Annotated in this window: 16 protein-coding genes; 7 read left to right on the forward strand and 9 right to left on the reverse strand. The window is 62.1% G+C overall.

Features of this window, described 5'->3' with window-relative positions; genetic code table 11:
- Positions 1–23: 23 nt before the first annotated feature.
- The 4 genes from AGR13A_RS12070 to AGR13A_RS12085 form a co-directional block, all read right to left on the reverse strand.
- Positions 24–968, reverse strand: a complete 945-nt coding sequence (locus tag AGR13A_RS12070; RefSeq protein ID WP_080835802.1) for a VOC family protein — start codon at positions 966–968, stop codon at positions 24–26.
- 163 nt (positions 969–1,131) lie between these two features.
- On the reverse strand, positions 1,132–2,208 hold the full coding sequence (locus AGR13A_RS12075; protein WP_080835805.1) for a siderophore-interacting protein: 1,077 nt from the start codon (positions 2,206–2,208) through the stop codon (positions 1,132–1,134).
- A 204-nt stretch (positions 2,209–2,412) separates the two neighbouring features.
- Positions 2,413–3,105, reverse strand: coding sequence for a uracil-DNA glycosylase (gene ung / locus AGR13A_RS12080; protein ID WP_003491856.1), 693 nt, complete (start codon positions 3,103–3,105; stop codon positions 2,413–2,415).
- Between the two features lie 13 nt (positions 3,106–3,118).
- The gene (locus AGR13A_RS12085) at positions 3,119–3,514 is read right to left on the reverse strand and encodes a VOC family protein (protein ID WP_003491858.1); all 396 of its coding nucleotides are present in this window, start codon (positions 3,512–3,514) and stop codon (positions 3,119–3,121) included.
- Between the two features lie 254 nt (positions 3,515–3,768).
- On the opposite strand from AGR13A_RS12085, the gene AGR13A_RS12090 reads away from it, so the two are divergent.
- Positions 3,769–4,125: a YbaN family protein gene (locus AGR13A_RS12090; protein WP_080835808.1), complete on the forward strand. Its 357-nt coding sequence runs from the start codon at positions 3,769–3,771 to the stop codon at positions 4,123–4,125.
- A gap of 13 nt (positions 4,126–4,138) precedes the next feature.
- Here AGR13A_RS12090 and AGR13A_RS12095 read toward each other — a convergent pair whose 3' ends face one another.
- The 3 genes from AGR13A_RS12095 to AGR13A_RS12105 are packed head-to-tail and all read right to left on the reverse strand — an operon-like array spanning position 4,139 to position 6,896.
- Positions 4,139–4,921, reverse strand: a complete 783-nt coding sequence (locus AGR13A_RS12095; protein WP_080835812.1) for a heme ABC transporter ATP-binding protein — start codon at positions 4,919–4,921, stop codon at positions 4,139–4,141.
- A complete protein-coding gene (locus AGR13A_RS12100) occupies positions 4,918–6,006 on the reverse strand; it encodes a FecCD family ABC transporter permease (protein WP_080835817.1) in 1,089 nt (362 codons plus the stop codon). The genes AGR13A_RS12095 and AGR13A_RS12100 overlap by 4 nt, the downstream gene beginning before the upstream one ends.
- A complete protein-coding gene (locus AGR13A_RS12105; RefSeq protein ID WP_080835823.1) occupies positions 6,003–6,896 on the reverse strand; it encodes a heme/hemin ABC transporter substrate-binding protein in 894 nt (297 codons plus the stop codon). Before AGR13A_RS12105 ends, AGR13A_RS12100 begins: the two co-directional genes overlap by 4 nt.
- Before the next feature lie 196 nt (positions 6,897–7,092).
- Here AGR13A_RS12105 and AGR13A_RS12110 point away from each other — a divergent pair, with 196 nt between their 5' ends.
- From AGR13A_RS12110 to AGR13A_RS12140, 6 genes are all read left to right on the forward strand, one after another.
- Positions 7,093–7,440, forward strand: coding sequence for an antibiotic biosynthesis monooxygenase family protein (locus tag AGR13A_RS12110; RefSeq protein WP_003522597.1), 348 nt, complete (start codon positions 7,093–7,095; stop codon positions 7,438–7,440).
- Between the two features lie 9 nt (positions 7,441–7,449).
- Positions 7,450–7,974, forward strand: a complete 525-nt coding sequence (gene hutX / locus AGR13A_RS12115) for a heme utilization cystosolic carrier protein HutX (protein WP_080835828.1) — start codon at positions 7,450–7,452, stop codon at positions 7,972–7,974.
- Between the two features lie 258 nt (positions 7,975–8,232).
- On the forward strand, positions 8,233–9,009 hold the full coding sequence (locus AGR13A_RS12120) for a YbaY family lipoprotein (protein ID WP_080836813.1): 777 nt from the start codon (positions 8,233–8,235) through the stop codon (positions 9,007–9,009).
- 202 nt (positions 9,010–9,211) lie between these two features.
- Positions 9,212–10,096, forward strand: coding sequence for a formyltetrahydrofolate deformylase (gene purU / locus AGR13A_RS12130; protein ID WP_003491882.1), 885 nt, complete (start codon positions 9,212–9,214; stop codon positions 10,094–10,096).
- Positions 10,097–10,141: 45 nt separating this feature from the next.
- The gene (locus AGR13A_RS12135; protein ID WP_080835831.1) at positions 10,142–10,438 is read left to right on the forward strand and encodes a type II toxin-antitoxin system RelE/ParE family toxin; all 297 of its coding nucleotides are present in this window, start codon (positions 10,142–10,144) and stop codon (positions 10,436–10,438) included.
- A gap of 4 nt (positions 10,439–10,442) precedes the next feature.
- Positions 10,443–10,748 (forward strand): addiction module antidote protein, encoded by a 306-nt coding sequence (locus tag AGR13A_RS12140; RefSeq protein WP_026363923.1) that lies wholly within the window; start codon positions 10,443–10,445, stop codon positions 10,746–10,748.
- Positions 10,749–10,760: 12 nt separating this feature from the next.
- Here the strand turns inward: AGR13A_RS12140 and AGR13A_RS12145 are convergent, their stop codons facing one another.
- On the reverse strand, positions 10,761–12,155 hold the full coding sequence (locus AGR13A_RS12145; protein ID WP_080835835.1) for a sensor histidine kinase: 1,395 nt from the start codon (positions 12,153–12,155) through the stop codon (positions 10,761–10,763).
- On the reverse strand, positions 12,152–12,832 hold the full coding sequence (locus AGR13A_RS12150) for a response regulator (RefSeq protein WP_003491888.1): 681 nt from the start codon (positions 12,830–12,832) through the stop codon (positions 12,152–12,154). The genes AGR13A_RS12145 and AGR13A_RS12150 overlap by 4 nt, the downstream gene beginning before the upstream one ends.
- Between the last annotated feature and the right edge of the window lie 37 nt (positions 12,833–12,869).

The following is a 12,869-nucleotide window of genomic DNA, read 5'->3' on the forward strand; positions in this document are numbered from 1 at the left end:
TCCCGCTAAACGCTATCGAGAGGTTAAACCGCCTTCTCATCCCCCAGCGGCTCCAGCTGCTTTTCCAGCACGGAGCGCAGATGCGCATGCTGGGTCGGCAATTTCAGCGCTTCGCCGAGATGGGCGGTGTCCTCGTCCCGGTCGAAACCGGGCTCGTTGGTCGCAACCTCGAACAGCACGCCGCCCGGCGTGCGGAAATAGATCGCCCAGAAATAGTCGCGGTCGATCACCGGCGTCACCTGATAGCCCGTATCCATCAGCGCCTTGCGCACTTCCAGCTGCTTTTCGCGGTTTTCGACCGCAAAGGCGATGTGGTGCACGGACCCCGCACCCAGGCGTGCGCCGGAAATATTCGGCATGGTTTCGATGTCGATAAAGTCAGCACCGTTGCCACCGGGAATACCGAGGCGCAGAACGCCGTCCTGACGATCCACTTCCTGATAACCCATGAATTTCAGCAGTTCGGCCGTCGCCCCTTCATCACGAAGTCGCAGCGAGGCACCCTGAAAGCCGTGGATCGCCTGATCCGCACCGACGCCATTGCCGATCCACTGCGCGCGGCTGTCGTCCCTGACCTCGACCAGCGCGAAACCGTCTCCGTCCGGACCGGCAAAATGCACGCGCTTGTCGCCGAAGGCCTCGTCGGCCTTCATGCCATCCACGCCGGCCTTCGCAAGACGCTCCTGCCAGTAGCCGAGCGATCCTTCCGGGACGGAAAACAGCGTGGTGCCCACTTCACCGGTGCCGGGACGGCCACGGGCGATATGCGGGAACGGGAAATAGGTCATGACGGAGCCGGGTGTGCCGAGCTCATCGCCATAATAAAGATGATAGACGTCAGGCGCGTCGAAATTGACGGTCTTCTTCACCCGGCGCAGCCCGAGCGTATCGGTGAAGAAGCCATTGTTCTGCCGTGCGCTCGCCGCCATGGAGGTGACGTGGTGCAGGCCCTTGATCTGGTTCAGCATGGTAAACCCCTTTCGCACTGGCAGGCCTCGCAATCGGGCCCACCCTGTTCATGGCGTAAAGATGGGGTAAGAGGCGCGGCAGGCATAGACCGGCAACAGGAACGGATTGTTCCCGATTGGTGAACGATCAAACCTACTGTTCAACCAAGCCTAAAGGCACAGATCAATGATCGTCGGCAAGGCCCATGGTCCAGTAACCGACGGCGCGCAGCGACGCCTTGGGGAAGGTGATCTCGTCGGTGAGGAAGGATTTCGCCGCCCTCGCCTCGGATTTCTCGCAGGCGACGAAGACATGCAGGCCTTCGTGTTCACCCGTCCATGCATGGCTGCGCAGCGCCTGTTCGATCAGGCCGGCGGTGCCGGCGGGCTTGCCGCGACGGTAAAGCCATGTCCATTCGACATCGGCGGCTGAGACGATCTCCTGCCGTTCCACCTCGTCGTCGATTTCAGCGTAAACGCTGAGCTTTTTGCCGGCCGGCATTTCCGCCGCCATGCGCAGCATCACCGGCAGCGCTGTCTCGTCACCGGCAAAGACATAACGGTCCGCCTCCGGGCAAGTGCCGCTCGGACCGATGATGCCGAGAACGTCGCCCGGCTTTGCCGTGGCGCCGAAATTCGCGCCCGGCATGTCATCGCCCTCATGCATGACGAAATCGATATCCACCTCGCCGCGACCGACATCTCCGGAGCGGATGGTATAGACGCGCCGGGTCAGAAGATCGTCACCCGCCGGCCAGACGATGGCGCCGGTGGGGGCGAGATAAGGCCAGACCGGTACACGGGCCTGATCCGGCACCAGCAGCAGGCGGACATGCATGCCGCCGGTGACGAGCCTTTCAATGCCGCTTTCAACGGAAACCACGAGCCGGCGCATATGCGGCGTCAGATTATAGGCGCGGGCAACCCTGCCGACGAAAAGATTGGGCAGCTCGCGCTGATAGGCGCCGTGGCCGCTCCAGCGGAAATCGAGCCCCGTCTTGCCGGAAAACTCGACAATATGCTCGGCCACCATGGCCTTCACTGACATCAATATATGTTCGGACACGCAGCTGACCCGGGCGGCAAACCGGCCGCCTTCGGCGCTGAAGCTGCCATGGCCATATTCCGCCTTGAAACGCACGGTCGTCCCTTCCCGCTCCATCTCCATATGTTCGGAGAAATGATCCTCGAAAGCATCGACAATCGACGCGGGATCGGGCAGCGAGACAGAAGTTTCGGCAGACAGAAGAGACACGGGCATAAATCCTTCACTTTGTAGTCGAGTATTCTTAAACCGGACGCGACTACGCTGTAAAGATGTTTGCTGCACTCCCCGTCATTCCGGCCTTGAGCCGGAATCCAGCCAGCCCAAGTCCTTGGGCTGAAAGGACTCTTCGCGGCGCGCGGATGCGCGCACCTGGATTCCGGCTCAAGGCCGGAATGATGGAGGGGCTGGTAAAATCGCTTAAGCCGTTTCCGGCAATTGCCAGTCGATCGGCTGACGGCCGTTGGAGACGAGAAAGGCGTTTGCCTTGGAAAAATGGCCGTTGCCGAAAAAGCCGTTATGGGCCGAAAGTGGTGACGGGTGCGGCGAGCGCAGCACGAGATGCTTGCGCTGATCCACGAAGGCCGCCTTCTTCTGGGCATAGGAACCCCAGAGCAGGAAAACCACATGGTCGCATTCGTCGTTGACGGCGCGGATGACGGCATCGGTGAATTTTTCCCAGCCCTGCCCCTGATGCGAGGCCGCGCGTGATTCTTCCACCGTCAGCACGCTGTTGAGCAGCAGCACGCCCTGTTTCGCCCAGCTTTCCAGAAAGCCGTGATTGACCGGCCGGATGCCAAGGTCGGCCTGCAATTCCTTGTAGATATTGACGAGCGAGGGCGGAATGCGCACGCCAGGCTGGACGGAAAAACACAAGCCATGCGCCTGCCCGTGCCCGTGATAGGGGTCCTGCCCCAGAATGACGACCTTGACCTGGTCCAGCGGCGTCAGATCCAGCGCCCGGAAATATTCCGCGCCCTTGGGAAAGATGCGCTTGCCGGCGGTTTTTTCGGCAAGCAGGAAATCTTTCAGCTTGAGCATGTAGGGGCTGGCGAATTCGGTGGAAAGAACGCGTTTCCAGCTATCTTCGAGTTTGACGCCTGCCTCTGCCATGATGTGCCTCTTTTTATTTGAACCGGTTGCCGCGCTGCAGCACTTCGATCTTGTAGCCGTCGGGATCGCAAATGAAGAAATATTTCGCGAAAGGCTGGCCCTTATAGTCGGCTTCGATGATCTTGCCCGGGGACAGGCCAAGCTCGATGAAACGCTGATGCTCGCCATCCACATCGGCAACGCTGACAGCGAGATGGCCATAGCCGTCGCCCAGCGCATAGGGCACTTCGCGACCACGGTTGACGGTCAGTTCCAGCTCGAAATCGCCTTCGGCATTGCTGAGATAGATCAGCGTGAAGTTTTCGAACTCGGCGCGTTCCGCAACCTCGAGCCCAAAAGCCTGCGTGTAAAATTCCACCGAACGCTTTTCGTCCAGCACCCGGACCATCGAGTGGATCAACTTGGCCATGGTGTTTCCTTCTGCTTCTTACCTCGTCGTGGCCCGGTTATCTTCCGGGCATGCGGACCAAGGGGATAAAGACAGAGCGCCGCGCTTTCAACCCTAAAGGCGCCTTGCCACGGCGGGCAACGGTTCGATCACGGCAAATGTGATGGTGAAAGCCGCCGGTTTTCCCTTGCGGCCAAGGGCCTGCGGCAACACGGCACAGAGTTTTCACCACGCCGCTCTATCATGAGTAGAGAACTCATGATACCGGCATATCCATGCGCCTTCTTTACCTCTGTCTTGGCTGGCTTATGGTCGCGACCGGCATCGTCGGCGCGTTTCTTCCCGTTTTGCCAACCACGCCGTTCCTGCTTCTGGCGCTCTGGTGCTTTTCCCGCTCTTCGCCGAAACTGGAGGCATGGCTTCTGGCCCATCCCAGATTTGGCCCCTCGCTTCGCCGCTGGCGCGAGCGCGGCGCAATCGCCCGCAAGGCGAAGATCGCCGCACTCTCGGCAATGTCGGTAAGTTATGCCGCCTTCTGGTTCCTGAGCGACCCGCCGCTTCTGCGCGCAGCCATCGTCGCCGTCGTCATGCTGGGTTCCGCACTCTTCATCGTCACCCGGCCGGAAAGCTGATCGCGACCCCGCCTCAGCGGTGCCGCGATTGCGGCAGCACGTAAGGAATATGCCGCGCCGGCAGCCGGCCGACGACGCCGCCAATGCCATAGACCCTTGCGATCATCTCGTCGCTGATGGTTTCCAGCGACGGCCCGCTCGCCGTCACCCGGCCGCCATGCATGACGATAAGTTGATCGGCAAATTCCGCCGCAAGGTTGAGATCATGCAGGATGGCAAGCACCAGACCCCCGCCAGCGGCGAAATCGCGCGCCGTTTCCAGCACCGCTATCTGGTGGCCAATATCGAGACTGGCCGTCGGCTCATCCAGAAACAGCGCCCTTACCTCGCCGTTTTCCACGGGATGCGGCACCTGCGCGAGAGCGCGGGCAAATTGCACCCGCTGCTGCTCGCCGCCCGACAGCATGTTGTAGGAACGCTGCTCGAACCCGCGAAGCCCGGCCTTGGTGAGCGCCCGGCGGGCCTGCTCTTCCGGCGCACGCGACCCTTGTGCAACAGCGCCCATGCGCACGATTTCAAGCGCGGTGAAGGGAAAGGCAAGCTGGGTATTCTGCGGCAGCACGGCCCTGAGGCGCGCAAGCTGAACCGGTGTGAACAACGGTAGGGCGATGTCATTATAGGTCACCGACCCGGCCTCGGCGCGCATCTCGCCTGAGAGAACCTTCATCAGTGTCGATTTTCCGGCGCCGTTCGGGCCGATGATGACATTGACCTTGCCCGGCTTCAGATCGACGTTGACCGCGTCGAGCAGGCGGCGGCCGGAACGGATGAGGGTGAGGTTTTCGGCCCGGATCATGGCATGTTCCGCATGGAAAAGCTGCCGCGGCCAAGCAGCAGGAACAGGAAGACCGGCGCGCCGATGAGCGCCGTGACGACACCGATGGGCAATTCCGCCGGTGACGCGACGGTGCGGGCGAAACTATCGGCCAGAAGCAGAAGTGCCGCGCCGCCAAGCGCCGAGGCGGGCAACAGGAAGCGGTGCGACGGGCCAATGGCAAGCCGTAAAAGATGCGGCACGACGATGCCGACAAAACCGATGGAGCCCGCAGCCGCCACGCTTGCCCCGCAGGCGGCGGCAACGGCCAGAATGACGACCCGCTTCAGCCGCTGCACGGGAATGCCCATGTGAAAAGCGGCGGCATCGCCAAGGATCAGCGCATCCAGCCCCCTGGCAACGAAGGGAATGATGGCGAGCACGACGACGATGAACGGCAGGGTGGCAAGCACCTTGGCGGGTGTGGCCCCGCCGAGCGAACCGAGCGACCAGAAGGTGATGTCGCGCAGCGCCCGGTCGTCGGCCACGAAGATCATCAGGCCCGTCAGCGCACCGCTGATTGCCGCCACCGCGATACCGGCCAGAATGAGCGTGGTGGTGGAGGTCGCCCCGTCCTTCGTGGCGATGAGATAAAGCACCCAGGTGTTCAAAAGCCCGCCGAAAAACGCCATCAGCGGCAGGAAATGCGGGCCGAAAAACACGGCGACCGTGGCAAGCGCGCCTTCCCCGAGAGAAATGGCCGCAACCGCAAACAGCGCGGCACCCGAAGTGACGCCGACAATGCCGGGATCGGCAAGCGGATTGCGGAACAGCCCCTGCATCATCGCGCCCGAGACGCCAAGCCCCGCGCCGATCAACATGCCGAGCGCCGTGCGCGGCAGGCGCACCGCCTCGAGAATGACCCTGTCGCGCGCATCGAGTTCCGCAGCACCGCCGGTAAGATAAGCCCAGAGTTCGGAAATGCCGACACCCGTGGGACCGCTGACAAGCGACACACCACAGGCAAACAGCAGAATGCCGACAAGCACCGCGAGGGTGATGGCACCCTGACGGGACCTGTCACCCGGTGCGGCGCCTTCGGTGGAACTCAAGACGGCGAGGCTCACGGCTTCACCGCCTCCGGGTAAAGCTTGTTCGCCAGTTCACGGCCGGCGGCCGGGGTGCGTGGGCCGAAACCGATGAGATAAAGCCCGTCCATGCTGATGAGTGCCTTGCTTGCAGCAGCCGGCGTGGACTGGAAGGCGGGAAGTGCGAAAATCTCGGCCGCCTTGGCGGCATGGTCGCCACGCGCCATGGTCAACACCACATCCGGTGCTGAGGCAATGACTGCCTCATCCGTGAGCGGCTTGTAACCGCTGATTTCCTGCGCGGCATTGATGCCACCGGCCATCTCGATGATTGCGGCTGCTTCGGTGTCCTTGCCTGCCGCCATGATGCGGCCGCCGGCGCTGGAAAGCACGAAGAGCACACGCTTCCTGTTCTTTTCAGGCACGGCCGACACGTCCTTGGCCAGCGCGTCCAGCCCGGCTTTGGTCTCTGCGGCCAGCGCCTTCGCCTTGTCGGAAAGACCGACCGCCACACCGACATCCTCGATCTTCTTCGCAATAGCATCGCCGCTCGGCGGGGTATCGACGGTGACGAAAGGCACCGCGCTGGCCTTGAGGATGGCGATGACATCCGCCGGGCCGGAACCGTCTTCCGACAGGATGAGATCGGGCTTCTGTGACAGAATGCCCTCCGACGACAGCGCCCGCATATAGCCGATATCGGGCTTCGAAAGCGCATCCGCCGGATAGCTGCTGGTGCTGTCGCGCGCAACGATGCGGTCTTCAGCGCCCAGGGCATAGAGAATTTCCGTCACCGTGCCGCCGACGGCAACGATGCGTTTCGCCTCCGGATTGCCCTTGTCAGAGGCCTGCGCACCGGGCGCGGCAACCGCGATCACGGCAGGCACGAGGGCGGCGAAAACGAACGGACGAAGGCGAAAGTTCAACATGGCGCTATCCTGAAACACAAGCTGGCACGGGCAGATATGGGCCTGCCCATCTTATTTAACTTGAGTTATTTGCACATGTTTATAGAAGGCGCAATCGATAAGTGGAGTAATTTTGTTCGCTTTGCCGTGAGCCTCTTTCCAACTTGGCCACGGCTGGATATCCTGACTGAAACTGGAAACTTAAAGGGAGAATTTCATGTTTATCGCAATGAACCGTTTTCGTGTCGTGCCGGGTTACGAGGAAACCTTCGAATCCATCTGGCGCGAGCGCAAATCGCACCTCAGCGAATTGCCGGGTTACATCGAATTTCACATGCTGAAAGGCCCGAAGGCGGATGACCACACGCTTTATGCCTCGCACACCGTCTGGGCCACCAAGGACGATTTCCTCGCCTGGACGAAATCCGAACAGTTCCGCGCCGCCCACGCCAAGGCCGGCGAAAACCGCGGCAAGGTGGAATATCTCTCCGGCCCGCATTTTGAAGGTTTTGACGTCATCATCCACGAAGACAAGAATGGCGAACGCCGTTCGATTGCCGCCTGAGGCCGCCCGATGAGCATCGCAGCCCAAAAAAACGACGACGACAGGCAGGCTCGCGCCGCCGCGGCGCTCGCCGAAAAGCCTGATGGCATCGTGGAAGCCATCGCCGCCAAGGCCGAGGTGACGCCTGCCGAGATTCTGGCGATCCTGCCCGAGGGTGCGGCCGTTTCCGCGCCCGCCGACCGCTTCGACGCGATCTGGAACGAGATGCGCGGCTGGGGCGAAGTCCTGATGATCGTCCAGACCGGCGATATCGTGCTGGAAGTGCCGGGCGAGTTGCCGGAAGGCAGCGAAAGCCACGGCTGGTTCAACATTCATGGCGACAGCCCCATCGGCGGTCACATCAAGAAGGACAATTGCGCCGGCATCACTTTCGTCGATCGCGGTTTCCACGGCCGGCGCTCCTGTTCCGTCTGGTTCATGAATGCCGCGGGCGGCGCCATGTTCAAGATTTTCGTCCGCCGTGACGAGAACAAGGAACTGCGCGGCGATCAGCTGGCGAAGTTCGAAGCGCTGCGGGACGGTTTGCGCGGCTGAGGCCAGCGAAAGTAAAAAACCGCCACCTCTGGCGGCGGTGCCGCTGTTGATGAAGAACCTTTCCTCCGTCATCCTCGGGTCAAGCCCGAGGATGACGTCGAGGATATGGAAAGCTTCCTCAACACCCCGCCCGCGAGAAAAAAACTTGTCGTGAGTGGAAACATCTCCCTGACGCCCCCTCCACCGGTTCATCGCCCGTTCAGTGCCGTTTTTTATGATCCGCTGAAATTCGACCAGCACCAGCACGGAGCAAGCATCATGAACGACCGCCAGCCACTTCTTTCGCGCCGCAGTTTCGCCGGGCTTGTCGCGCTTGCACCGCTTTTTGCAGCGGGCGGCGCAGCTGCCGCACCGGCAAGCCTGCGCGGCAGCGTATCCTATCGCGAGCGGATCGCCCTGCCCCCGGGCGTGACCGTCACCGTGCGCCTTATCGATGTGTCGCTCGCGGATGCGCCTTCGCAGACGATCGCCGAAACGACCATCCGCCCGCGCGGGCAGGTGCCCGTGCCCTTCGTGCTGCGTTATGACGACCGCGATATCCGCGCCCGCCGCTCCTATGCGCTGAGCGCCGAAATCCGCGACCGCGACCGGCTGCTTTTCACCACCACCCGCCGTTATTCGGTGCTGACCGGCGGTCGCGACGATACCGACCTCGTGCTTGAGCGCGTTGGGGCAGGCCCGGGCAGGCCGGAGCCGGAAGCCGGTATCGACGGACGCTGGCTGGTGCAGGACATTCGCGGCGAACGGGTTCGCGGCCGCCGTGAGGCGACGCTGGAAATTTCCCGCGAAGGCCGCGTTTCCGGCAATGCCGGCTGCAACGGCATCGGCGGTGAAGTGAAGATCAGCCGCAACCGCGTCAATTTCGGCCGGATGATTTCCACACAGATGGCCTGCGCACCCGATATCATGCGCCAGGAACGGCAATTCATCGAAGCGCTGGAAGGCGCGCGTTCCTTCAGGCTGGAGCCGCGCCGGGGCACGCTGGAGTTGATCGACGGCCGCGGCCGCGCGGTCATGCGGCTGCGCCGCGCCTGAGGCGGCCGCGGCTCGCCGCAACAACGCACACCGCCGTGCTGGCAGTGGAACATTCCATGTCGCTTCCGGCACGGCGCGCACCCATTTCCCGTCCTATGACTTTGGCTGCATTCTTCTTGGCGCTTTGCTCCGCCGCAGAGCTGCGCTATGGAACGCGCCAATTACGCCGGCTCATCCGGTGCAAAGTCTTTGAGGGAAAACGATGACATCCTATGTTCTGACAGTAGCCTGCAAATCGACCCGCGGCATCGTCGCCGCGATTTCCGGTTATCTGGCGGAAAAGGGCTGCAATATCATCGACAGTTCGCAGTTCGATGACCTCGAGACCGGCAAGTTCTTCATGCGCGTCTCCTTCATTTCCGAGGAAGGCGCCACGCTGCAGGCAATCACCGAGGGCTTTCAGCCGGTGGCCGAAAAATTCGGCATGGAGGCCCGCATTTACGGCGACGGCCAGCGCATGAAGACAATGTTGATGGTGTCGCGCTTCGGCCATTGCCTCAACGACCTGCTCTACCGCTGGAAGATCGGCGCGCTGCCCATCGATATCGTCGGCGTCGTCTCCAACCATTTCGAATATCAGAAAGTGGTGGTCAACCACGACATTCCCTTCCACCACATCAAGGTGACGAAGGAGAACAAGCCCAGGGCCGAAGCGCAGCTGATGGACCTTATCGAGACGAGCGGCACCGAACTGGTGGTGCTCGCCCGTTACATGCAGGTGCTCTCCGACGACTTGTGCCGCAAGATGTCGGGCCAGATCATCAACATCCACCACTCCTTCCTCCCCTCCTTCAAGGGCGCCAACCCCTACAAGCAGGCCTATGAGCGCGGCGTGAAGCTGATCGGTGCCACGGCCCACTACGTCACCGCCGATCTCGACGAAGGCCCGATCATCGAGCAGGACACGGTGCGCATCACCCACGCCCAGAGCGCCGACGATTATGTCTCGCTCGGTCGCGATGTCGAAAGCCAGGTGCTGGCCCGGGCCATCCACGCCCATATCCACCACCGCACCTTCATCAACGGCAACCGCACCGTCGTCTTCCCGCCAAGCCCGGGAAGTTATGCTTCCGAGCGGATGGGGTGAAACCTTCGTCATTGACGAAATGACAACCACAGTTTACATTCGGCCATGCTCACGATCCGGGAAACAAGCGAGTTTGCCGACTGGCTGGCGGGTCTGCGCGATGTGCAGACGCGCGCCCGCATCGCACGCCGCATTTACCGGCTGGCGGACGGCAATCCCGGAGACGTGAAACCGGTTGGCGAAGGCGTCAGCGAACTCAGGATCGACCTTGGACCCGGATATCGGGTCTATTTTGTCCAGCACGGCGATGTCGTCATCATATTGCTGTGTGGCGGCGACAAGGCGTCACAGTCCCGCGACATCGCCAGAGCCAAGAAACTGGCCAGAGCGCTCAAGGAGTGAGACCATGCCACTTGTGACACGCGATTACGATGCTGCCCGTTATCTTGATAGTGACGAAGCGCTTGCCGCTTACATCGCCGACGCCACAGAGAGCGGCGACGCACAGGAACTTGCGCATGCGCTGGGCGTCGTGGCGCGGGCCAAGGGTATGACCGACCTTTCGAGACAAACCGGCCTTCCCCGCCAGACCTTGTACAAGGCGTTGAGCGGTGAAGGAAATCCGGAACTGGCGACGATTGCCAAGGTCGCGGACGCGCTGGGCTACAGGCTCTCGCTGGTGGCGAAATCGCCTGCAGACACGGCCGCCTGATAAACCGACGGGTTATGGCGCCTTTTCCACGCCACCGAACACCACCCGCGCCCTCAGCCCACGCCCCTCCGCGCCATCCTCCAGCGTCAGCCGCCCGCCGAACAGCCCGGCGATCTCTTCGATGATGGCGAGGCCGAGGCCGGCGCCGGGGGCGGCGTTGGCTTCGCCACGGGCGAAGCGCTGGCGCACCATGGCGCGTTTTTCCGGTGGAATGCCGGGGCCGTTATCCTCCACTTCCAGCCAGACGGTGCCCGTCTCCCTGCCGACACGCACGGTGACTTCCGCCCCGCGCCCGGCGTAATTGATGGCGTTGGAAACAAGATTGCCGATCAGCTCGCCGATGAGGAGTGGTTCGGCGAGAATGGCCGCCTCGCCCTCGCCTTCGAAACCGAGATCGATGCCGGCCTCCGCCGCACGCGGCACGAAATCGGCCGTCACATTCTGCGCAACGGCCACGAGATCGATCGCGGAAAAATCATGCTTTTCGCTCGAACCGGCGGCATCGATATTGGCCATGCGCAGCAGCTGCGCGAGGATATGTTCGGCATGGGCCACGGACGCCCCGCCCTTCAGCGCCGCCGCCTGCGCTTCCTCTAAACTTCCCGCACGGGCTGAAAGCGCAAGCTGGGTGCTGATGATGGCAAGCGGTGTGCGCAGCTGGTGGCTGGCATTGCCGGTGAAATGCCGGAGGGCATCGAGCGCCGATTGCAGCCGCACCATGAAGGAATTGACCGTTTCCACCAGGTTTTCCACCTCCACCGGCACGGATTGGCGGATGGGGTGCAGGTCGTTCGGGCTGCGCTCGGCAATGGCTTCGCTGAGCCGGTAAAGCGGGCGCAGCGAAATCGTCACCGCGATCCAGACGATGATCGCCGCCCCGACGATCATCAACAGCAGGCGCAGCGCAGAGCGCAGGATGATCGCCTGCGCCAGCTGGCTGCGGGCAATGGTGGTTTCGGCAACCGTTACGGAAAAAGGTACGGAATTGATGCCGGTGGAAGCGAAACGCCTGATCGCAGCGATGCGGATCGGCTCGTCGCGGAACACGGCATCGCGATAGGCGGGGGTATCACCTGCCGGGTTCTCCACCGTCGGCAGGTTCTGGTAGCCGGTGAGGAATTGCCCGTTCGGCCCGTCGACACGGTAAAACACCCGGTCCTGTGCGGCCGATGTCAGCATTTCCAGTGCCACATAGGGAATGTCGACTTCCAGCGAGCCGTCTTCTGCAACCACCACACGCTCGGCGATGGCAAGTGCGGAACCTGATAGCACCCGGTCTGAAACGACATTGGCGGTATTGACCGCCTCGCGCCATGTATCGGTCAGCGCAACACAGCCGATGATGGCGGTGGAAATGAGAAGCCAGCCTAAAAGTCGCCGCCTGAGCGAATAGGCGGCCTGTCTCATTCAGCCATCTCCGGCAGCTTTTCGAGATAATAACCAATGCCGCGCGCTGTCTTCACCGTCAGCCCGTGAGGCGCGAGCCGCTTGCGCAGGCGGCTGACATATTGCTCGATGGCATTGGCGGAAATATCGTCGTCGAAGCCGGTCAGCGACTGCACGATGGCTTCCTTGGCGACGACCTTGCCGGCCCGCATGAATAGCACTTCGAGCAGCGCCACCTCGCGCGCCGGAATATCGAGCGGGCGCCCATCCGCCGAAAAGGTGCGGGAATTGAGATCGAACAGCACCTTGCCGAAACTCAGCGCCGAGGAGCGCAGACCGGCATTGCGGCGCAGCAGCACCCGTACCCTCGCCTCGAATTCGGTGATGTCGAAAGGCTTGATCATGTAGTCGTCAGCGCCAAGATCGAGCCCCTTGACCTTTTCCTCTGGCGTGCCGCGCGCCGTCAGGATCAGCACCGCCGCCTTGTCCTGGCGCGAGCGCATGGAGCGCAGCACCTCGATACCGTCCATTTCCGGCAGGTTGAGATCGAGAATGACCAGATCGAAGCTTTCAGCCGCAATCGCCGCATCGGCGGAAGCGCCATCGGACACCACATCCACCGCATAACCGCTGCCGCGCAGAAGTGCCGACAGCCCCTCCGACAGCACCTGATTGTCCTCGACCAGCAAAATACGCAAATCTTCCCTCCCACAGCATTGCCGAGTTTAACCAGAC

This window comes from Agrobacterium genomosp. 13 str. CFBP 6927, from assembly GCA_900012615.1.
Lineage (GTDB): Bacteria > Pseudomonadota > Alphaproteobacteria > Rhizobiales > Rhizobiaceae > Agrobacterium.